This window comes from Pseudovibrio sp. Ad5, assembly GCF_001623095.1.
Classification (GTDB): domain Bacteria; phylum Pseudomonadota; class Alphaproteobacteria; order Rhizobiales; family Stappiaceae; genus Pseudovibrio.
In genome coordinates this window covers 45487-67288 of the sequence record NZ_LMCH01000016.1, presented here as the reverse complement: position 1 = coordinate 67288, position 21802 = coordinate 45487, and the positions used below count along the sequence as shown (strand labels likewise).

Genomic DNA, 21802 nt, shown 5'->3' with positions numbered 1-21802 from the left:
ACCCTTTGTGCAGCCTCGGTCCATAAGCGCTATTGCGATAACCCACTAATTATTAATAATTAGGTCAGGTCGAACCGAATTTCGTCCGAAAAAAACTATCTATCCTTTGGGTGCTCAGCTTGGCAAGAGCAAGATCAAAACTTTGAAAAACATGACATCCATGGGGATAAACCTCAAGTGAAGTCTCCACTTCAGCAGATTTCAACCTGGACGCGAGAAAACAAGTATCATCCAGTAGTGGATCTTCTGTACCTACACTTAGCAGTGTTGGTGGCAATCCTTCCAGCCGGGCATACAAAGGAGAAACAGCTGGTTCCTCCGCGTTTTCCTCGCCAAGCAGAAAATGCCTCCTGAACATCTGAAGGTCACGAGTTGTTGGAAAAAGCACCTCTTCACCCCAGAGGCGGGCAGATGGCGTAAGCCCGATGTCATACCAACCTGATAACAAAACCAACGCCTTAAAGGGGATCATCCCATGCTTGTCCCGCAGACGCACGGCGGTCGTAAGGGCCAATGTCGCACCTGCGCTTTCCCCGGTCAGGGCAAAGGCATCCCAGCCATATTGGCTTGCACCTTCATTCAAAACCCAATGGCAAGCCGCCTCACAATCATCTGGTCCTTGCGGAAAAGGATGTTCTGGAGCAAGGCGATATTCAACTGAAACTACGTCAAGCCCAGTGTTATTTGCCATGCTCTCCAGATAAGGATCCTGAAAGGAAGCAGAGCCGAAAACAAAGCCTCCACCATGGAAATGAATTATCACACCTTTTGATGAGTTTTTATCAGCTTTGAAGAGCCGTAGGGGAATAGAACCATGCTGCCCTTCAATCTCCAGATCCTCAGCCTGCTCTGAGTAGGTGGGGATAGGAAACGCACCAAGCCCCTGTAACCGGCGTTCACGGGTGACAGTAGGGGGGAAACTCCATGGACCAGGAAGCGCGCGCAGCTGCTCCGTCATTTCCTTGTTAAATGCCTTTGCTTCAGCGACGGCCTCTTGACTTATCGACAGAGGAGCGAAATTCTCAGACATGTAGTTTCTCCGGAAGCGACAATAAAATGTTGCCAATATGTTTGTTATAGAAGTTGTCGCGCAATCTCACGTCAATGACAACGACACGATCTTAATTAACGAATAATAAGGGGATGGTTTTCGAGCATGTCGGGTTGGTCAAAAACGAAGAACAGCTGCGAAGTCTGGACCATTGATAGTGGTCAGACGCAGCTTTCTCAGTCCATGGGACGACTGGTGTTCATGACGGAGGGATTGGGCTTTTATGAAGTCACCAAAGAGATCCGGGAATGGGCCAAGTCACTCCAATTGAAGGATGGACTGCTCACATTGTTCGTTCGCCACACTTCGGCCTCTGTCACCATCCAGGAAAATGCTGATCCGACTGTTCTGCAGGACCTGCAAAAGGCCCTGACAAATCTCGCGCCTGAAAATGGTGGGTGGCTCCATTCCTATGAAGGCCCGGACGATATGCCTGCGCATATCAAAACCATGCTCACAGGAGTATCTCTGCAAATACCAGTGGTCGACGGGGAGTTGGATTTGGGGACCTGGCAGGGTATTTATTTGATCGAGCATAGAAGAGCGCCGCATCGACGCTCCATGACCCTGCATTATCTTGGTTCCTGACGGCTGACAGCACTCAGTCAGAAATACTAGCCACAACGCTGACGAACCAAAGCCCCAAAGCGACAACCATCGCCCGCTTGGAATACTCATGATAGGCGGTGCGTAGCGCGTCGCTTTGCATTCTGTTTGGGTCTTGCTCGCTGCTTTCCTGTCCCTTGATCAAGGCCCACGCATCATCGCCGTCATGCTTACCGTTTGGCATAATCCAGGCTTTGTAAACAAGAACAGCACTCAGAGTGATTGCAAGCATAGCGCCTGTACGGAAAGAACTGGCCGGATCAAAGCTGAGCGCTGCCATAATCAGGAGCACGCCGAGGCAATAAAATCCGCAGATACGAGCAACACTGGCACGGGCAGCACGTTGTAAAGCGTCCATAGGTTTCTCCTAGGCTTCTATTGGAGATAAACTATAGACGCAGCTCTATTGAATTCGACTTAGCGGAAGTTGTAAATTTGAATCGGCGTAAATGGACTACAAACGACGGTCAGTGCTTGTAAGAGTTTACTTACAACTTTCTGAAAATTACATCTTAATCTCTATGAGTTCTTCCGGTTCATCCTTGTCAGAAGTGTCAGGTAGATCTATCGAGAGGTCTCGTTCGCCTGGTTGCTCCAATAAACTTGCCAGATAAAAATGACGCTCATCCTCGGAAAAAGTAACGTAGGAAAGTGAGATTCCGACAGCAAATCCTAAGAACACACCGAGCAATCCGCCCATCTCAGCAGGAAAACCAAACCAGAAGCCCGTGGAACCACTGGTCACGGCAAGAGCGTAAAACAGGGTTGCCAAGCTGCCTGAGAGCATTGCGCTGTATGCCGCTGTTGCGTGAAATCTGCTCCACCAGCATGAAAGTACAAGCACAGGAAAGAAGGCTGCAGCTGCAAGGGAGAGCGACAATGTCAGCATGTCTAAGAACAACAAATTCTCGCTATAGGCAAGATAGGTGACAAAGGCACAGATCACCAGAACCACAACACGTGCCAGCACGATTTTCTGGTTGAGTGAGGCACGCGGCAACACCAAAGTCTCAATGAGATCTCGCGAAACGCTTGTTGAAAGCGTCATCAAGAGTGCAGAACTTGCAGCAAGTGCGGCTGCAACAATCCCAGACCTGATCAACGCCGCAATGAGACCGCTTTGATGGCCCTGATCAAGTGCATTCGGCCCAAGCAGGTTCTGAAGCCGTTCATCTGCCAGCAACAGGAAATAGGCCGACCCAACAACCATCAGGAGCAAAAGGAAAGAAAGAGAATATCCGGCAGCGCGACGAGCAGATGCTGAACTTCCTGTTCCCTGGAACTTGCTGAGAAGGTGGGGAAGGCTAGCCATGCCAATAGCAAAGAAGAGAGCTGTGCCAATCAACGGCCAGAGACCGCCAGCATATGGCCCCTGCATCAGGAACCAGCCGATACTTGTATTCTCAATATCAATGATCGCGGCGAGTTGCTCTGTGAGCGAAGTACTGACAACACTGGTGAAACCAACATTCTCGGAAACCATAGGTGAGGTTAGCTGGTCTAAACCAAGCAGGATGACTGGCGAAAGGCAGGCAAACACCATCAGCACACCTTGCAGAGCCTGTGTCCACACAGCTCCGCTGATACCACCAAGCACAACAGAAATGAGCAACACCATTGAAAAGAGCAGAATGCCCGTCGTTGAGGTCGCGTTGAGAGATGTTGCCAGAACCTGACCACCAATCAGCATCTCGGTGCACAGGAGAGGAATACCAACGAGAACAACCAGACCACTGGCAATCAACCGCACCAAATTGCTCTGCAAACGGACACCCAGAAACTCCGGAACCGTCGCCGAACCAAACTTCCTGAGAGGAGAGGCAAAGAGCACTGCACATAAGACAAGACTGCTCACCCATCCTAAAACAATTGGGAAGCTGATGTATTCTGGCAAGAAAACCACAGAGAGGAACAGGGGAAAGAAGCTGCCACCAACAAAGCACGCAGCTAAGGTCACACCTGTCAGGCCTGCCGGCACATTCTTGCCGCCCCAATGATACTCAGAGAGCTTCATCGTCCGCGCCAGAATACCCACCATGGCAAATACCAGCAATGGCAGCAAAGCCATCAACGCTTCGATGAGCACGACAACAACGCCAGCTTTTTCCATAACAGCGAGTAGACCGGTCAGCAAAAAGAGTGCGAGCGTGAACAGACAAAGCGCAAGCGGAAGGCCTTTGTATTGTGAAGGATGAGGATCGAGGCTGGAGAGTGTCATGATGTGCTCCCCTGTTGCTGAGAAGAGCCTGTGTTGCTTTCATCAAGCCTGTCTTGTGCGCCGCAAAACCACGAGATCAGGATACTGGCGACAAAAAATAGGAGGCATCCCCACACATAACTGTTTGATAGAGAACCCAAAAGCCCACTCAACTCATTTTGTGGCGCATTTGGATCAGAGCCGGGTGCTCCATAATAGACAGCGATGCCAAAGAAGATGAGCCAGAGAATGAGCGTTGCAGCCATGAGTGCACGAGTTTTGGTCCAATAGGCGACTCTATTTGGTGTACGCACTCCCACCTCCAGTAATGATTACCCAACGTATACATACTCTACAGTCCCCCAAGCGAACCGCTAGACTAAAATTCTACTACCTAATACTAATCCCCAATCCTCGAAGTTCAGAAAACAGAAAAACGCAGGATTTGGGAGACCCATACTTTGGGACCAACTCTTGAGTTCTATGCATGCCTTCTTGCAATATCTTAATGATTACTGACGGTTTTGTGGTAAAAGTGCGTGAGATGAGTGAAAACAATCAACTTCATGCTTGCCAGCACCTCCCTGTTTCGCATAATGCTTTTGTATAGGGGGATGCGACCGGTTGAGACTCTGCGGAGTTCTAAGGTTGTAAAATATCTATCGTGGCGTTTTGGGAGAGCTGCGAAATTCTCGTTCAAGCTCCCGAGGCGTCGAAAACTGTATATCTGATGATCTTATTTCGACGAGACGGATCGAAGGTCATTGGAGGCAGTCCACGACAAGAAATGGAGGAGCACAGCGTGCACAACGCGGTCCACCGCTTTATTATCGCTGATGACCACCCGCTGTTCCGTGGTGCAATGCGTCAAACAATCGAGAAACAGTTCGCATCGGTAAAAATTATCGAGGCTGGGAGCCTTGATGAAGTTACCGCTGCTCTCGATCGGGAGGAAGACGTAGACATGATCCTTCTGGATCTGTCCATGCCGGGCATGCGAGGGTTCTCTGGATTAATGTACTTGCGTGCTCAATATGTGGGTGTGCCAATTGTTGTCGTTTCCGGAACAGAAGATCCGACTACAATTCGCAGTGCCATTGAGTTTGGCGCGTCTGGGTATATTCCAAAGTCACTTGGTATTGATGTTATTCAGGATGGTGTTTCAGTAGTTCTGGAGGGAGGCGTTTGGATTCCACCAGACATTGACCTGAACACCGTTGATGAAGCAACCAAAATGGCTCAGCGTCTGGCCTCTTTGACACCGCAGCAAGTGCGCGTGTTGATGATGCTTTCGCAAGGTTTGCTGAACAAGCAGATCGCCTATGAATTGTCTGTATCGGAAGCGACTGTAAAAGCACACGTTTCTGCTATTTTGCAGAAGCTTGGCGTTGAAAGTCGGACACAGGCAGTCATTGCAGCGGCAAAGATCGAAGCTGGTCAGTGGCAAAGCATTGCTGGCTAGGTATTCTTCGAGTTGATCTACGAAAAAAGGCGCTCTTTGGAGCGCCTTTTTTGTTGGCAATGCCAAATGTGTGACCCCTGAAAGGTCATGTGTCTCCTAGAGCTGCCTTGCACCGCATCAGGTGTGCTCGCAGCACAGCTGGCTTCAGCGGCTTATGGATCATCTCCATATCTTTGTCAGAGGCCTCTGTCCGCACTTCTGCCGTTCTGTCTGCAGTAATAAGCATAGCAGGGAAGTGCACGCCAAACTTCCAGCGCAGGTGAACAACGGCTTCAATGCCAGTCCCCTGATCCAGATGATAGTCTGCCAGAATGATGTCTGGTTGCGTCTTACTGGCATAGATTGCCTTGGCAGCATCCTGCGCATTTGGAGCCGTCAGCACGTTACATTTCCATGTACGCAACAAAGACTCCATGCCCTCCAGAATCTGCGGTTCATTATCGATAGCCAGCACATTGAGACCAGCCAACTGACTGACGATAGCACTAGGCTGAGCTTGCTTTGCAGCAACCGGTACACTCATGGCCTCTTTAATGGCAAGAGAGAAGCGAGAGCCTCTCCCATCCTGAGACTTGAGTGCCACGTTGAGCGCCAACACCTTACTAATGCGTTCTACGATAGAAAGCCCCAGCCCAAGCCCGGAGGCAATGCGTGCGCCATCATCAAGGCGGCGGAATTCCTTGAAAATCAGCTCCTGCTGCTTTTCTGGAATGCCGATCCCGCTATCGTAGACCTCAATATTTGCCATATTGTTCTTAGTCTTGCGAACACCAACTACGACGCCACCTTTTGTGGTGTACTTCAACCCATTCGAAATGAGGTTCTGCAGCAAACGCCGCAAAAGACGTCGATCTGAGCGCACACAAACATCTGTGCTGCGGATTGTGAGCTTGAGCCCTTTTTCCTTGGCAATTGGAGTAAACTCGACGCGCAGTGGATTGAGAATATCATCCAGGCGGAATGTCGAAATCTCTGCCTTGAACGCCCGGGTGTCCAGACGGGAGATATCGAGGACGGCACCAATGATCTCTTCTACTGACTCCAGTGAGGCCTCGATATTGCTAACCAGTTTGCGGTCTTCTGGGTCTCCGTCCATGAAACGATCAGTCAAGGTAGAAGAATAAAGTCGCGCTGCATTCAACGGCTGCAAAATGTCATGGCTTGCTGCGGCCAGGAAACGCGTTTTGTCCTGATAAGCCAGCTCAGCCGTCTTCTTGGCAGCTTCAAGTTGCTCATTCACCTTCGTCAGCTCTTCGGTCCGGTCACGAACCCGCTGCTCCAAATTCTCGTTTGCGCGGGCAAGGGCTTCCTCCGCAAAAACACGCTCTGTAATATCAGTGTAACTGGTAACCAGGCCACCATAGGGCATTGGGCTGGTGCGCACTTCCAACACTGTTCCGGTGCTGACTAGGTGCTCCTGATAGGTCTCTTGGCGATTGATGAAATTGTGCATGCGCAGACCGACAATCTCGTCCACGTCGCCATCACCAAACTCGCCTGCCTCTGCAATATGGCGGATCATCTCCTCAAGCGAAGTACCGACTTGTCCAAATTTCGCCGGCAACATCAACATTTCGCGATACTGCCGGTTCCAGCAGATCAGGCGCAAGTCCTTGTCATAAACGGAGATACCCTGCCGCACTTGGTCCAACGCGATCTGCAAAAGATCGCGGTTATATTGGATTGCCTCAGTCGCATCATCCAGCAGTTTGATGGCCTCCTGAGTGCCTGGGTCCCGCCGTTTGAGCAGAAGAGAAAGCACCAGTCGTGCGGACGCTGATCCGATTGCACTGGCAAGCAGTTGCTCGGAAAAACGCAGGATCACGGCATCGGCTTCTTCGCTGCTGTCAATCGTGATGCGATGCTCCGCAGCATAAGTATCAAAGGAGCGCTGTGTCCGCTCTTCTCCAACATAACGAGAAATCGTTGCTTGTAGATCTCCGATCGTCACTGTTGTCCGCAGCTTCCGCAGGGCAGGGGCCTGTGCAATCCCGGTGGGCACAAAAGTGTTGGCCTGAATGCGCTCAATCGCAGTCGGTTGCCGCGTGAGTGAGAAGACCACGTAAAACAGCAGTCCCGACAAAAGGCTCCAGAGCACGCCGTGCACAAACGGATCCATATCAAGGTAAAGCAATGCTTCAGGCTTCAGGAACTCTATGCCGAACGGGCCGTTACTAAGGATGTTTGAGCCAAAGATACTCTCGCGCGCAAAGACAGGAAGCAGTAGCGTGTAGAACCAGACTGCAAATCCAGCTGTCATACTGGCAATCGCGCCGCGCGCCGTCGCTCTGCGCCAGATTAAGCCGCCGATAAAGGCAGGAGCGAACTGCGCAATTGCTGCAAAAGAGAGAAGGCCGATGCTCGAAAGAGCCGCGCTATCACCCGCAACGCGATAGTAGACATAACTTCCCAGAATGACGAGGAAGATCGACATGCGCCGAATGCCCAGCACCAGCTGGCTCATGTCTTCGCCTGAAGTCGAAATGATCTCGTCTTCACTACGCCGACGCAGAATAATCGGCATCACCAGATCGTTGGAAACCATGATGGAAAGCGCAACGGTGGTCACAATCACCATGGCTGTTGCTGCAGAAAGACCACCAATAAACACCAGCAGGGTCAACCAGTCAGCATCATAAGCACGAGGCAGCGCCAGCACGAACATGTCCGGGTCGACCGTGTTGCCCAAAATAGTCATACCTGCAAGGGCAATGGGCACGACGAACAGATTGATAGCGATCAGGTAACTTGGAAACAGCCATGTCGCCCGTTTCAACTCAGCTTCACTGTTGTATTCCGTCACAGTCACATGGAATTGGCGCGGCAGAAGCACAATCGAGAATAAAGACAGGAGCGTGATAACTGCCCACTTGCTGGTATTGATGTTCGTGAACAGGTCCTGTGAGCTGTTGGTGTTAGCAAAGGAAGCGTGCAGGAGATCCCATGGCCCATCAAATAGCATGAAGGTAACCCAAATGCCGATCGCGAGAAAAGCAACGAGCTTAACAACAGCTTCAGTTGCGATGGATAGCATCAAGCCTTCTTGGTGCTCTGTTGCATCAATATGGCGGGTGCCGAATAACCACGTAAACACAGCCATGAAAATGGCGATCATCAGTGTCTCATCACCAAAGATCGAAATCTCCGCATCATCAAGTGACAACAAGGGATGCAGCACAATCGTGCCGACAGACAGATCCAGCGCCTTCAGTTGAAGGGCGATGTAGGGGATCATGCCGATAAAGGCGATCAATGTGACAATCGCACCGACCATAGGGTTTTTGCCATAGCGTGCAGCAATAAAGTCGGCAACGGATGTAATCTTTTCTGCCTTCGCAAGTTGGATCACCCGCAGGATCAGCGGAAACCCAAAAGCGAACACGAGGATAGGCCCGAGGTAAATGGCAATAAACTCGAAACCATTTCTCGAAGCAGATCCGACAGATCCAAAAAATGTCCATGATGTACAATAAACGGAGAGTGAGAGGGCATAGATGAGTGGTCGCCCTCTTGTCTTTTTAACGCGGTTCTTGGCGACTTTGTCACCATAACTCGCGATAACAAATAAGAGCAGTATATATGCCAAAGCGACAAGGACTACGATCCAACCTTGAAGCATGCTTCCCCCGCCGGACTGGTAGGTCCGTTACTTCCATTAAGTGTTTTTTGTCTCTCAATGTTGCACAGTTGACCGATCTTTTGTGAAAGGCAAGAGTTCAATACGAGTTATTGCGTCTTTGTAACCGTAGATTTTTCCAGCCGCGACGAAAGGCTATGAGTTGGGACAACAACGCAATTCTACCAAAGAGAACCTGCTAGGTGCCTTTGAAAATATCGAGAATGTATCTCTCGACAGCCCAAGCTGGCTGAAGCGCATCTATGCTTTCTTCTTTTATAGATCCGACTTGGATACCCTTCTTAAGTTAAAGGGGTATCTTGGGCGCAGTGCGGCGTATCTGACTTATAAGAATGTGCAGGAATACTCCCGCTCTCGGGCTGGTGTTCATTGGAAGACACTGCTTGACGAGGAAGATTTTCAGCAGGCTCTCGAAGCCTCCCGTTGGAGCTCCTTCTCCATCACTGTGGAGCTTGTGGGCGAAATGGCTCTCATTGTGTTGCGGCAAAAAACGAGAATGGACCCGCAGGATCTTGCTGGCATGATCGGGCAACTGCTCAAGGAAATCTTGGTTGAGCATCAGGAAGCTTCCGTTTGCTCTGCGCAGGAATGGAATGCCTTAGCTCAGAACATGTCGACCAAAATGCGTACGGATGCTTTAGTTCCAGCCCGCAGTGTTGCAGACATTGCAGCAACACAGGTCTCGAAGATCTTTTGTAGCCTACCGGTTCACAAACGTCTGCATGGTCATGATGAGCTGTTGCTTCTCAACGGATTGCGATTGAACCTTTTGCAACTGCAGCATGAGTTTTCAATACGTGCCAACTTCAAAGCACTTACAGAACTGGCACAAAACCATCAGATCCGATCTCCTGACCCCGATTTGTGAGTGCGAAATAAAATTTCAATCGCCGTACACGACTCAAGGAATGGGCTTCGATACCAGGCGAGAAGAGCCTGAAACGTTGTGCTACGGTGGAAAACCTAGGCTCAGAGTATGATATATCCTGCGACATATACGCGCCGTATAGGTGAACACGCTTACTACTTTTGGTTTACTCTACTTAGTCTTATTCCAAATTACGCAATGATTTTGCGTCGTGACCCAAAACTCGTAAAATAATATTTTACATAAACTAACCTAAGGGTTCTCTGGGTTTTACAATAGGTAAATGCATTATCTAGCGGGATGGCAGCCTCGCTTCTGATGTCTTCAAACTCTAGATTTACACGCTCAGGTTTAGAGAACGCTCGTCTCCTACATAATATATCAATGAATTAGCGGGAATTAATCGTTAAATCAGTCGCAGGCTAGGTGATTGACCTAGCTCAGGCCATGGGATAGCTGATTAGTCAAAATACCCATCTAGATACCCGTTTAGATAAGCGTACGGGTACGCCTACAACAACTAGGAAACTACTATGGTCTCCTCTTCATGCTTGCACAGTGTTCTGGATACAGCCGTTAATGGCATCATCGTCATCGATGATAACGGAACGATCCTGATCTATAACCGTGCTTGCGAGAACATGTTTGGCTACAAGAGCGCCGAAGTCGTTGGCAAGAATGTCAACACACTGATGCCGAGCGCCACTGCTAAGCAGCATGACCAGTTCATTCGGAACTATCTAAAATCCGGAGACCCGAAAGTTGTCGGCATTGGCCGCGAAGTCGTCGGTCGCCATAAAGACGGAACCGAAATTCCAATAGAACTGTCCGTTGGCGAAGCTCAGACAGAAAGCGGTCATCAGTTCATCGGTGTCCTGAAAGATCTTCGGGCAACCAAGGAATATGAAGAACGCCTTCGTGTGCTGCAATCTAACCTGGTGACAATGACCCGCGTGAACGCGTTGGACGAAATGGGCGCTGCGATTGCTCACGAGGTTAATCAGCCACTCACGGCTCTGATGCTCTATCTGCAAACGGCAGCGCGCCGTGCAAGAGCTGCCGATCAGCCTGATGATCCTATGATCAGCCTGATGGATAAGGCTGTGGTGGAGGCTGAACGTGCTGGTCAGATCATCCAGCGGATGCGTAACTTTGTCGAACGGCAGGCTCCGCAATGCATCGGAACCGGTCTTGCAACACTCATTGATGATTGCCTTGAGCTCGTTCGGGTAGGGCACGAAGCGGATGATGTCGAGTTCATCTCTACTTTCGTGGACTATAACTACCAGCTTGAGTTGGACTCCGTACAAATACAACAGATTCTTGTAAACTTGATCCGAAATGCAGGCGAAGCCGTAAAGGATCAACCTGTTAAGCAAGTAGTTGTTTCTGTCGAACGTGACGATGACAATGTGTTTGTTAAGGTTATGGACACTGGACCAGGGCTGGATGAGGAAGCAGTGTCGCACCTTTTCAAGGCCTTTACTGGGACAAAGCGGCGCGGTTTAGGTATTGGACTTGCGATTTCTCGGAGTATAGCCCAAAACCATGGTGGCGATTTACTTGTAGAGCCATATGAGGAAGGTAAAGGTGCAACCTTCACTTTGAGGCTCCCGGTAAACTCAAAAGCAACAAGCTAAGCTGAAGCTGTTGTTTAGAACAACAAGAATAAGGACCTGAGCAATCATGACCATGCCGTCTGTGATCCATATTGTTGACGATGACCCAGCGGTTCGCGACGCGCTTTCTCTGCTGTTTGAAACAGAAGGGTTTCGCGTAAAATCCTTTGCGAATGCTGAAGAGTTTCTTGGTGGGGTAGAAGAAGAAACGCCGAACTGTGTTCTTCTTGACGTTCATATGCCAGGACGCTCAGGCATTGATATTCTGAAAAGCCTGAATGGTGAGAACTTCCCTGCGCCAATCTTTATCATTTCCGGTCAGGGCGATATCCCAATGGCTGTTGAAGCAATCAAATCAGGCGCTTACGACTTCATTGAAAAGCCATTTGATGTTGAATCCATCATCTCTCGTGTGCGTGAAGCTGTTTCCAGAAATGCACAGGCGAGTGGTGCAAATACACTGACATTCCCTGGCGCAGAAACTTTGACGCCACGCGAACGTCAGGTGTTGACTGAGATCACTGCTGGTTCCTCCAACAAGGAAGCTGGTAGAAACCTCAAGATCTCTCCACGTACTGTTGAAGTTCACCGCGCGCGCATCATGGAAAAACTTGGTGCACGTAATGCTGCGGATCTCGTCCGCATCGTCCTTACAGGTGAGCCTCCAGCTGCTTGATGTAGCGCAACTTCATTGGGAATGACTGGCTATACTTTCGGCCAATCTTGTTATTCCCGAGTGTTACTACGCATTACAAGACCCCGGCGCTTGGTTATGGTGACTGGTGAGACAAAGTGCTGCACCTTTGTGCTTTGTCTCATGAGCTACGAGAACAACGCTGGGGTTTGTTGTGATCTATATTGTCGAAGATGATGTATCTGTGCGAGATGCAATTGCCAGGATGTTTGAGAGCCTCGAACTCTCATGCGCCGCTTTTGCAGATGGAGAATCGTTTCTCTCAGATGCTTCACCTCGTATAGATGACACTGTCTTTGTTGATCTGCACCTTCCCGGATTGGCGGGATCTGATTTGATTGAGAAGGTTGCTGCTTTGGATGAGGCGCCACAAATTGTCGCAATCAGCGGCCAGCCTCTCTGGAAGATTACGCGAGATTTGCCAAAAATCACCACAACGCCTGTTGTTCGTAAGCCATTGAAAGAACAGGATTTATTGGTGTACGTGTAAACTTGATCTAACGCAAAATTTCGATTGTTTCAGATCAAATTACTAAGATATGAACCTGCTCCATAAGTTTTAATGCGTATTTTGACGTTGCATTCTAATCAGTAAATCTGCATCAACAGGTCAGGCAAGCAATGACGGATGTTTGCCATGGCCAAGCGGCATTTAGAGAATAGACGAATAGTTCTCGCTACTTGCCCAGGCACGATGTTTGCGGAGATATCCGCGAGGAGGGATTATGGTATCGGCCACATTGACAAAGCTTAGCGACCTTGATGGCCAGGCACCATTCAACGGTTGTCAGGAAAACTTCAAGCAGCCAGAAGCCGCGGGAAAGCATCTTGGTCGTAAGCAGCGATTGTCTGCGCATGACGTGCTTTTCTATGAGGGTGATAAGGCAGAGCGCCTCTATGAAGTCGTGCGTGGGGTTATGATGCTCTACAAGCTGCTTCCGGACGGACGTCGCCAGGTGGTCTATATTCTGCGTGAAGGCGATATGCTCGGTTTCTCCAACCGTGACTTCTTTGACTGCACGGCTGAAGCGCTGACCGAAGTTGAGTTGCAGGTTTTCGAAAGTCGCGAGATCTCTACTTCTCCGATGATGCAGCACTATGTAAATCGTTGCTTGCTGTCCCAGATGGAGATCCTTCACGAACACACAGTTCTGCTGGGTCGTAAATCCGCACTGGAGCGCGTTTCTACATTTCTGATGAGCTTGGTGCCAAATCGTGGTGGACACGGCTGCTCAGGCCCGAATGAAGAGGGTCGACCAGATACCAAGACTGTTGCTCTGTCCATGACCCGTCAGGAAATTGCCGACTATCTAGGCCTGACCATTGAAACTGTAAGCCGTGTGATCTCTCAGTTGAAGCGTCGCGGTCTGATCAAGGTTGAAAAGCAGGACAGCATCCACATCACCAATATCTGTGGCATCTGTCAGCTGACTGGTATGCACTAAGAAACTCACTTCTAGAGCATAGATGTCCTGATAAGGCATCCGCTGTAAATGAATGAAACAGGCGCTGAAAACTCAGCGCCTTTTTTGTTGTCCGAACAAAAGAAAAGCGGCCCATAAAGGCCGCTTCTTTCATCTTTGGATCAGATCGGGATTATACCGCGACAGAGTGTCGTGCTTGCTGAGTTGCAAGGTAAGTATCAAATGCCGCTGCCACGACGCGAACATAGCGTCGGCCTGCATCAGTCACCGCAACAACCGTTCCCTCAAGGGTCGCAACGCCATCATCAATCATTTCCTGCATCTCAGCTGGAATGCTGTCAAACTCACTGACTGGTAACCCGTGCTTTTCTGCTGTGGCTGCGTAATCGACCTCATAGTAGGTCATCAGCTGCATGATGATTTCAGCACGACACAGGTCAACCTGATCAACGGCAATGCCTTTCTTGATCGGCAGTACATCATCAACAACCATACGCTCCCATTCGCGAGCTGATGGTGTCGTTTGCACATAGCCCTGTGGCAAAAAGCCGATGGAGCTGCAACCGAAGCCGATCAAAGTATCAGCAGTGTCGGTGGTGTAACCTTGGAAGTTCCGGCGTAGGCGGCCTTCCTTCAAAGCGATTGCCATCTCATCCGTTGGCAGAGCAAAGTGGTCAAGACCGATCACTTCATAACCAGCATCGACGAGTGCATCACGAGAAACGTCTGAAAGGCGGATACGCTCGTTCGCGCCCGGCAGGTTCTCTTCCTTGATCAACTGCTGGTGCTTCTTGAACCAAGGCACGTGCGCGTAACCGAACAGAGCAACACGGCCCGGCGCAAGTTCTTTGGTGTACTCAACTGTCTCGCGAATTGTCTGCTCAGATTGTCCCGGCAACCCGTACATCAAGTCAAAGTTGATGTCGTTTAATCCAACATTACGAAGAGCGGTAACAGCCTTCATCACTGTTTTGTAGGGCTGAATGCGGCCAATCTGTTTCTGAACGTCTTCATCAAAGTCCTGAACGCCCAGGCTGGTCCGTGTGATGCCAGCCATTTTAAGTGTCTCGGCCAGATAATCACCAACGGTTCTCGGATCGAGCTCGATCGCGTGCTCAATGTCCTCGGAGAAAACGAAGTTGTCCTTCAGCTTTTCGACAATCTTCAAAAAGGCTTCGCGCGGAACGAGGCTTGGTGTGCCACCACCCCAATGGATGTGGTGCACCAGACGGCCTGTACCAAGGCGCTTTAGCACAAGGTCGATCTCTTTGAGCATCAACTCCACATACGCAAGCACCGGCGCCATCTTGCGTGTCGCCTTGGTGTTACATCCGCAGTAATGGCACATTTCCTGACAAAACGGCACATGCAGATAAAGCGACAGAGGAGTGTCATGAGGAATACTCTCCAGCCAGTCACCATAGAGAGATGGCGTCACAGCTTCACTGAAGTGAGGAGCTGTTGGATAGGAGGTATAACGGGGTACGTTCAAGGACGCATATTTTTGCTCTAGATCGGTCATGACGCTACCATACGCAAATGGACTAATTGAACTTTGATCCCTGTCAACAACACTGAGTTTTTAAAAAACTCAAGTCCCTTCAAGCAATTCGTGGCTGTTTGCGAACAGTTCTAAACTCTCTGATTGAAATTATATATTGATTGGTTCTATCAAGATTGATCATATGAATTGCGATTTGTACTTCTTGTGTCGTGACGACATGAGGAGGTAAAGCCGTGAGCGGAAAAGACATTCTGAGTTTAGTTGGAGTTCTTGCGCTTGGAGGGGCAGGAGCTGCTGTCTTTGAACTGCTTTCTCTTCCTGCTGGTTTTCTGGCAGGGCCTATGGTTGTCTTGGTTCTGGCGAAATCTCTTTCTCTACCTTTGATCGCTAATCAGGGTTTCACATTTCCCAAGCAACTAACCTCCACAAATTCCATATTTATCGGAGCTGCAATGGGGACTGCTGTCTCTCCAGATTTCTGGGAGGGAGCCTCTTTGTGGCCTTTGTCGATGTTAGCACTGGGTGCTGTTGTCGGTGGCATCACCACAACGGTCTACCTTTACGCTTACAAAAAATGCAACTGGGGTAGGGATGAGGCATTCTTCGCAGGTTTGCCGGGCGCACTGGGAATGACCGCTGCGCTCGCCTTGGAGAGGGGCGCGCCCATGGACCGAATTATGATTGTCCAGCTCGTGCGCCTCTTCCTTTTGATTGCTGTTCTGCCTTTGATTGTCACAAATATGGTCGATTCAAATGAGGTAGCCGACGTTATAGCTAAAGATGCCGAAGTGGCGTTCAGTCCAACGGTTGCAGTTGAACTCATAGCTGCTCTTCTGGTCTGCGCGATCTTTGCAATGCTGGCCTTAAGGCTGAAGGCGCCTGCTGGACTGCTCACTGGGGCATTCTTTGCCAGTGCTGCCCTTAACTCAACGGGGATCTTAGAGTTTAACTTGCCTGCTTGGCTTGCCATACCTTGCTACGTAATCATGGGAACCAATGTAGGCCTCTATATTGGGAAGATGGAAAGCAGCACCTTAAAGCCTATGCTTGGCACGTCTCTTGTGGTGTTTGCGATCAGTCTGTCAGTTGCGCTAACAGGGGCGCTGGTGACGTCTTGGGCTCTGGACGTCTCATTCGATAAGGTTTTTCTGGCCTTTGCTCCCGGAGGTATGGAAGCAATGCTTCTTATATCGATCCTGCTGGACATTGATCCGGTGTTCGTTGCCACCCACCAGTTAGCTCGCTTTATGGGACTTTTAGCGTTCATGCCGGTTGTGACCAGATACGTGCTGGGGCCAACCGGCGCGCAAAAAACAGATCCCACGGAAAATTCGGTTGCGACCTAGGTCGAGTTTCGCAGCGAGAGTTTGGTGCGCTGCGGTATGAAATTGAGAACTTATCTAGCTAATCATGATTCTATGTATGCGTGCCGCCTCCGCTTCACCTATCAAATTACGCTAACTTTCTCAGGAACCAGTGAAACTCGCTTCAAGCTGCGCCAAAACAACGCATCTTGCCCTAAATTCATGTAATATATGACGAAAACCCGATAATGGGGGGTGTAGTTGCGAATTAGAGTAATTTTATTTTTTTTGTTCGAGTTCTTTTTGACATGTATCAAGGGCGGGGCAATTTGCCACCCATAGAACTACGCTCAAGTAGTCCTATCTGGACGAACTTGTTTACTTTATATGGGGCGAACATCATGGGTGAGCGGAAAGTCAGATATCTGTCACTTGAAGAAGGCGGTTACACCGTACTTCTTTTGGTAGCAGCGATTTTCTGTCTGATCATTGCAGGGAAAACCTGGGATCAGGTCTTGGCATTTCATACCGCTTTGATTGCATTAGCATCACTGGCGGGTATCTTCTTTATTTTTCGCCGATACTTCGACGGAAATAACAGTCCGGCACCGTTAGAGATTAACGGCAAACCGAACTATAATATGGGGCCCGTAAAATTTGCGACTTGGGCTTCTGTTTTTTGGGGTATCGCAGGCTTTTCCGTCGGCGTGATTATCGCTTCGCAGTTGGCATTCCCAGCGTTGAACTTTGATCTGCCTTGGACCAATTTTGGGCGTCTCCGTCCTCTCCATACTTCAGCCGTGATTTTCGCATTTGGCGGAAACGTGTTGATTGCAACATCGTTCTACGTTGTGCAGCGCACGTGTCAGGCCCGTCTGATGGGTACGATTTCGCCTTGGTTTGTTGTTCTGGGTTATAATCTGTTCATCGTTGTTGCGGGTACAGGTTACCTGCTTGGTGTTACACAGAGTAAAGAATACGCCGAACCAGAATGGTACGCAGATTTGCTGCTGACTATTGTCTGGGTGGCCTACCTGTTGACATTCTTGGGGCCAATCTGGCGTCGCAAAGAAGCTCACATTTACGTAGCGAACTGGTTCTACCTCGCGTTTATCGTGACAATTGCAGTTCTGCATTTGTTCAACAACGCGTCTATTCCTGTCAGCATCTACTCCACTAAATCCTATATTGTTTGGGGCGGCGTTCAAGATGCGATGGTGCAGTGGTGGTATGGCCATAACGCTGTTGGCTTCTTCCTGACTGCTGGCTTCCTGGCAATCATGTATTACTTTATTCCAAAGCGTGCTGAGCGTCCGGTGTATTCTTACCGTCTGTCAATCGTGCACTTTTGGGCTCTGATTTTCCTATACATCTGGGCTGGTCCTCACCACTTGCACTACACGTCTCTGCCTCAGTGGGCGGGCACGCTCGGTATGACCTTCTCCATCATCCTTTGGATGCCTTCCTGGGGTGGTATGATCAACGGTCTGATGACTCTGTCAGGTGCTTGGGACAAACTGCGGACAGATCCTGTTCTGCGTATGATGGTTGTTTCCGTTGCATTCTACGGCATGGCGACCTTCGAAGGACCTCTGATGTCCATCCGTGCTGTGAACGGTCTGTCACACTACACTGACTGGACGATTGGTCACGTACACGCTGGCGCACTCGGCTGGGTTGGTTACATCTCCTTCGGTGCTCTGTATTGCCTGGTTCCTTGGCTTTACAATAAGTCATTGTACTCTTTGCGCTTGGTTAACTGGCACTTCTGGGTCTCTACACTTGGCATCGTGTTCTACATCTGTTCAATGTGGGTATCTGGCATTATGCAGGGTCTGATGTGGCGTGCTTACGACAGCCTCGGCTTCCTTGAGTACTCCTTCATCGAAACAGTTGATGCGATGTACCCGTTCTATGTCATGCGTGCATTCGGCGGTCTGCTCTTCCTCGCAGGTGCTCTCGTCATGGTTTACAACCTCGTAATGACAGTTCGTGCCGGTGAAGCAGTTGAGAGCGAAGGTGCAGGTCAACCTGCTCTGACGCCAGCGGAATAATCGGGAGATCACGAATGTCTGCTTGGAAAAAACACCAAATCTTCGAGAAAAACTCGCTGATCCTGATTGTTGGCATCATCATCATGATCTCAATCGGCGGTCTCGTGGAAATCGTGCCTCTTTTTTACCTGAAGAGCACGATTGAGAAAACTGAGGGCATGCGCCCTTACACTCCGCTTGAGCTTGTTGGACGTAACATCTATGTGCGTGAAGGCTGTTATGCATGTCACTCACAGCAGATCCGTCCAATGCGCGACGAGTTGGAGCGCTACGGCAACTACTCGCTGGCAGCGGAATCCATGTACGATCGTCCATTCCAATGGGGTTCTAAGCGTACTGGTCCTGATCTCGCTCGTGTAGGCGGCAAGTACTCTGATGAGTGGCAGCGTGATCACCTGATCAACCCACGCTCAGTGTCTCCGACCTCAGTGATGCCTGGCTACCCGTTCCTGATGGATGCCAAGCTCTCTACGATCGAGATCGAGAACCATCTGAAAGTGAATGCATTGTATGGTGTTCCTTATACCGAGGAACAGATCGCAAGCGCAAAAGTGGATCTCCTCGCTCAGGCCGAGCCTGATAGTGATGCAGCGGAAGCGTTCGAAGAGCGTTACCCAGATGTTCTCATCCGCGACTTTGACGGCAACGCCAAAGAAGTGACTGAGATGGATGCACTTGTGGCTTATCTGCAGATGCTTGGCACACTCGTAGACTTTAGCCTCTACGACGAAAAAGCCAACTTGCGCTAAGGAGAAGATGATGGACGCGACTTACACCGCTCTTGCACACTTCGCGCAAACTGGTGGCCTGCTCTATTTCATGGCAATCTTTGCAGGCGTAGTTCTTTACGCTTGCTGGCCAAGCAATGGGGAGCGCTTTAACGATGCTTCACAGATCCCGCTGCGGGAGGACGATTAATGGCTGAGCACAAAAAGGAAATCGACCAGGTAACGGGTGTCGAAACCACTGGTCACGAATGGGATGGCCTGAAGGAACTCAATCATCCGCTCCCTAAGTGGTGGCTCTATATGTTCTACGGCACCATCGTATGGTCCGTAATCTACTGGATCCTCATGCCAAGTTGGCCATTGGTCAACGGCTATACAAAAGGTCTTCTGAACTACAGCCAGCGTGCGGTTGCAACGGAGAACTTTGATGTAGCGGCTGCAGAGCGCGCAGAAACCGGCAAGATGCTTCTCGAAGCATCTCTCGAAGAAATTCGTGATACTCCGGAACTGCTTGAGTTTGCTATGGCTCAGGGTGAAGTGGCATTCGGTGACAACTGTGCACCTTGTCATGGAACTGGTGCGACAGGCTTTGAAGGCTATCCTAACCTTCAGGACGACAGCTGGATCTGGGGTGGTGACTTGGACACCCTCTCAACCACGATCTCTTATGGTGTTCGTTCAGAACATGACGAAACCCGGTATGCGGAAATGCCTGCATTCGGCCGTGATGAGCTGCTTGAAAAAGAAGAGATTGTTCAGGTTGCGAACTATGTTGGTTCTATAGCAGGTCTTCCAACACAAGAAGGCGTTGATCTGGAAGCAGGCAAAGTGATCTATGAAGAGAACTGTGCTGCCTGTCATATGGAAAACGCTAAGGGTGATCTGGAAACAGGTTCTCCGAACCTGACAGCACCAACCTATCTCTATGGCAAGTCCGTAGAAGACATCATCGCGCAGGTGAATGCACCACGTCACGGTGTGATGCCTGCATGGATCGATCGTCTGGGTGAAACCACAGTTAAATCACTGGCTGTGTACGTTCACTCACTCGGTGGCGGTCAATAAGATCTCTGAATATTTTTGAGATGACGACACAAGCGAGGACGCGTAAGTGCCCTCGCTTCACTTGCACAAAGCACATCGCCAACTGAGGAAGACATTATGTCTAGCCAAGTTGAACCCATCGATAAAGAAGAGGACGAAGCCTGGTTCGCGTCAGCGGCTAAAGTTTACCCTATGGAGGTAAATGGCCGTTTTCGGAAAATCAAATGGGCAATCCTTTTTATTACCCTTGGAATTTATTACTTTACTCCCTTCATCCGTTGGGACAGAGGGCCTTTGCTCCCTGATCAGGCTGTTCTCGTCGATTTTGAGAGAAAAAGAGGTTACTTCTTCTTTCTCGAAATCTGGCCACAGGAAGTCTATTACCTCGCCGGATTGCTCATCATTGCAGCTGTTGGTCTGTTTTTGATGAATGCTATCGCAGGTCGTCTCTGGTGCGGTTATCTTTGCCCGCAGACAGTTTGGACAGACCTGTTCTTCCGCGTAGAAAGCGTGATTGAAGGCGATCGCCGCAAGCGGATTACGCTGGACAAACAGCCTTGGAATGCAGAAAAGATTCTCAAAAAGGGAACGAAGCATTTTCTCTGGCTGATGATTGCCTGGTGGACTGGTGGGGCGTGGGTTCTTTACTTCGCGGATGCTCCAACCCTTGTGTATGATCTGGCAACCGGTCAGGCTGCATTTTCTGCTTATGTCTGGATCGGTATCCTGACGTTCACCACCTATTCGCTGGCTGGTCACATGCGTGAGCAGGTCTGTGTGTATATGTGTCCTTGGCCACGTATTCAGGCAGCTCTTACGGATGAGCATGCGCTCAATGTGACGTATCGCTACGACCGTGGTGAACCTCGTGGTCACTTGAAAGAGAGCAAAAAGCGCATCGCAGAAGGCTTGCCAGCTGGTGATTGTATCGACTGTAATCAGTGTTTCTATGCATGTCCGACTGGTGTCGACATTCGTAAAGGCGCGCAGCTCGATTGCATCCAGTGTGGTCTGTGTATTGATGCGTGTGACTCAATCATGACCAAGGTTGGAAAGCCAACGGGTCTGATCGCATATGACACGGACGATAACATTGAGCGTCGTGAGAAAGGTGAGACAGCAGTTTACCGTCTGATCCGTCCTCGTACTGTAGTCTATACAGCAATCATTGCGTTGATTGCAGGTGGGATGCTGTACGCCCAGCTCAATCGCTCCATGACGAGTTTGTCTGTCGTTCATGACCGGAACCCGCTGTATGTTAAACAAAGTGACGGGTCCTTCAGAAACGGCTACTCACTCCGTCTGCTGAACAAACACAACAACGAGCAATCTTTCACGCTTAGCGTTGAGGATATGCCTACAGGGGCTACCTTTGAGGTTGTGGGCATTCACAAGAACGCGGCTGACGTGACAAAGGATACTCAGCTGAGCTTGTCGGTAGATGCTGATACGACCCGTTCTGTACGAGCACTGGTGTTCTCTCCAGCTGGCGTTGAAATGCCAAGCTCTCTGCCTATGAGCTTTAAGCTGGTGGACACAGAGACGGGTGAAACAACAGTAATCAATGACTTTTTCCGGGCACCCGGCAAGTAGTAGTCACAGGCTGTAAA

The 21802-nt window shown here is 49.9% G+C and carries 19 protein-coding genes; 13 read left to right on the top strand and 6 right to left on the bottom strand.

Features of this window, described 5'->3' with window-relative positions; translation table 11 throughout:
- Window positions 1-64: 64 nt before the first annotated feature.
- A complete protein-coding gene (locus PsAD5_RS11185; RefSeq protein ID WP_063292163.1) occupies window positions 65-1030 on the bottom strand; it encodes an alpha/beta hydrolase in 966 nt (321 codons plus the stop codon).
- A gap of 204 nt (window positions 1031-1234) precedes the next feature.
- Between PsAD5_RS11185 and PsAD5_RS11180 the strand changes: the two genes are divergently transcribed.
- Entirely contained in the window at window positions 1235-1639 is a 405-nt protein-coding gene (locus tag PsAD5_RS11180) for a secondary thiamine-phosphate synthase enzyme YjbQ (protein ID WP_200962363.1), read from the top strand.
- Window positions 1640-1652: 13 nt separating this feature from the next.
- Here the strand turns inward: PsAD5_RS11180 and PsAD5_RS11175 are convergent, their stop codons facing one another.
- From PsAD5_RS11175 to PsAD5_RS11165, 3 genes are all read right to left on the bottom strand, one after another.
- Window positions 1653-2015, bottom strand: coding sequence for a hypothetical protein (locus PsAD5_RS11175; protein WP_063292162.1), 363 nt, complete (start codon window positions 2013-2015; stop codon window positions 1653-1655).
- Window positions 2016-2162: 147 nt separating this feature from the next.
- Window positions 2163-3875, bottom strand: a complete 1713-nt coding sequence (locus tag PsAD5_RS11170; RefSeq protein ID WP_063292161.1) for a sodium:solute symporter family transporter — start codon at window positions 3873-3875, stop codon at window positions 2163-2165.
- Window positions 3872-4168, bottom strand: a complete 297-nt coding sequence (locus tag PsAD5_RS11165; RefSeq protein ID WP_208980478.1) for a hypothetical protein — start codon at window positions 4166-4168, stop codon at window positions 3872-3874. The genes PsAD5_RS11170 and PsAD5_RS11165 overlap by 4 nt, the downstream gene beginning before the upstream one ends.
- A gap of 473 nt (window positions 4169-4641) precedes the next feature.
- On the opposite strand from PsAD5_RS11165, the gene PsAD5_RS11160 reads away from it, so the two are divergent.
- Window positions 4642-5316, top strand: a complete 675-nt coding sequence (locus PsAD5_RS11160) for a response regulator (protein ID WP_014284470.1) — start codon at window positions 4642-4644, stop codon at window positions 5314-5316.
- 85 nt (window positions 5317-5401) lie between these two features.
- On the opposite strand, the gene PsAD5_RS11155 is transcribed toward PsAD5_RS11160, so the two are convergent.
- Window positions 5402-8935, bottom strand: a complete 3534-nt coding sequence (locus PsAD5_RS11155) for a PAS domain-containing hybrid sensor histidine kinase/response regulator (protein ID WP_208988576.1) — start codon at window positions 8933-8935, stop codon at window positions 5402-5404.
- Between the two features lie 160 nt (window positions 8936-9095).
- Between PsAD5_RS11155 and PsAD5_RS11150 the strand changes: the two genes are divergently transcribed.
- The 5 genes from PsAD5_RS11150 (at window position 9096) to PsAD5_RS11130 (ending at window position 13579) form a co-directional block, all read left to right on the top strand.
- Window positions 9096-9821 carry a hypothetical protein gene (locus tag PsAD5_RS11150; RefSeq protein WP_063292159.1) on the top strand — a complete coding sequence of 242 codons (726 nt, stop codon included), beginning with the start codon at window positions 9096-9098 and terminating at the stop codon, window positions 9819-9821.
- 533 nt (window positions 9822-10354) lie between these two features.
- Window positions 10355-11461: a two-component system sensor histidine kinase NtrB gene (locus PsAD5_RS11145; RefSeq protein WP_057464962.1), complete on the top strand. Its 1107-nt coding sequence runs from the start codon at window positions 10355-10357 to the stop codon at window positions 11459-11461.
- A 52-nt stretch (window positions 11462-11513) separates the two neighbouring features.
- Entirely contained in the window at window positions 11514-12116 is a 603-nt protein-coding gene (locus PsAD5_RS11140; RefSeq protein WP_181952038.1) for a response regulator transcription factor, read from the top strand.
- Between the two features lie 172 nt (window positions 12117-12288).
- Window positions 12289-12624 carry a response regulator gene (locus PsAD5_RS11135; protein WP_057464964.1) on the top strand — a complete coding sequence of 112 codons (336 nt, stop codon included), beginning with the start codon at window positions 12289-12291 and terminating at the stop codon, window positions 12622-12624.
- Window positions 12625-12859: 235 nt separating this feature from the next.
- On the top strand, window positions 12860-13579 hold the full coding sequence (locus tag PsAD5_RS11130) for a Crp/Fnr family transcriptional regulator (RefSeq protein WP_063287338.1): 720 nt from the start codon (window positions 12860-12862) through the stop codon (window positions 13577-13579).
- 151 nt (window positions 13580-13730) lie between these two features.
- Here PsAD5_RS11130 and hemN read toward each other — a convergent pair whose 3' ends face one another.
- Window positions 13731-15080 (bottom strand): oxygen-independent coproporphyrinogen III oxidase, encoded by a 1350-nt coding sequence (gene hemN / locus PsAD5_RS11125; RefSeq protein WP_063292158.1) that lies wholly within the window; start codon window positions 15078-15080, stop codon window positions 13731-13733.
- 215 nt (window positions 15081-15295) lie between these two features.
- On the opposite strand from hemN, the gene PsAD5_RS11120 reads away from it, so the two are divergent.
- From PsAD5_RS11120 to ccoG, 6 genes are all read left to right on the top strand, one after another.
- On the top strand, window positions 15296-16408 hold the full coding sequence (locus PsAD5_RS11120) for an AbrB family transcriptional regulator (RefSeq protein ID WP_063292157.1): 1113 nt from the start codon (window positions 15296-15298) through the stop codon (window positions 16406-16408).
- 359 nt (window positions 16409-16767) lie between these two features.
- Window positions 16768-18420 (top strand): cytochrome-c oxidase, cbb3-type subunit I, encoded by a 1653-nt coding sequence (gene ccoN, locus PsAD5_RS11115; RefSeq protein WP_057464968.1) that lies wholly within the window; start codon window positions 16768-16770, stop codon window positions 18418-18420.
- A gap of 14 nt (window positions 18421-18434) precedes the next feature.
- Window positions 18435-19169, top strand: coding sequence for a cytochrome-c oxidase, cbb3-type subunit II (ccoO, locus tag PsAD5_RS11110; RefSeq protein ID WP_063287341.1), 735 nt, complete (start codon window positions 18435-18437; stop codon window positions 19167-19169).
- Window positions 19170-19179: 10 nt separating this feature from the next.
- On the top strand, window positions 19180-19338 hold the full coding sequence (locus PsAD5_RS11105) for a cbb3-type cytochrome c oxidase subunit 3 (RefSeq protein WP_057464970.1): 159 nt from the start codon (window positions 19180-19182) through the stop codon (window positions 19336-19338).
- Window positions 19338-20213 (top strand): cytochrome-c oxidase, cbb3-type subunit III, encoded by an 876-nt coding sequence (ccoP, locus tag PsAD5_RS11100; protein WP_057464971.1) that lies wholly within the window; start codon window positions 19338-19340, stop codon window positions 20211-20213. The genes PsAD5_RS11105 and ccoP overlap by 1 nt, the downstream gene beginning before the upstream one ends.
- A 171-nt stretch (window positions 20214-20384) precedes the next feature.
- Entirely contained in the window at window positions 20385-21785 is a 1401-nt protein-coding gene (gene ccoG / locus PsAD5_RS11095; RefSeq protein ID WP_063292177.1) for a cytochrome c oxidase accessory protein CcoG, read from the top strand.
- Window positions 21786-21802: the final 17 nt, after the last annotated feature.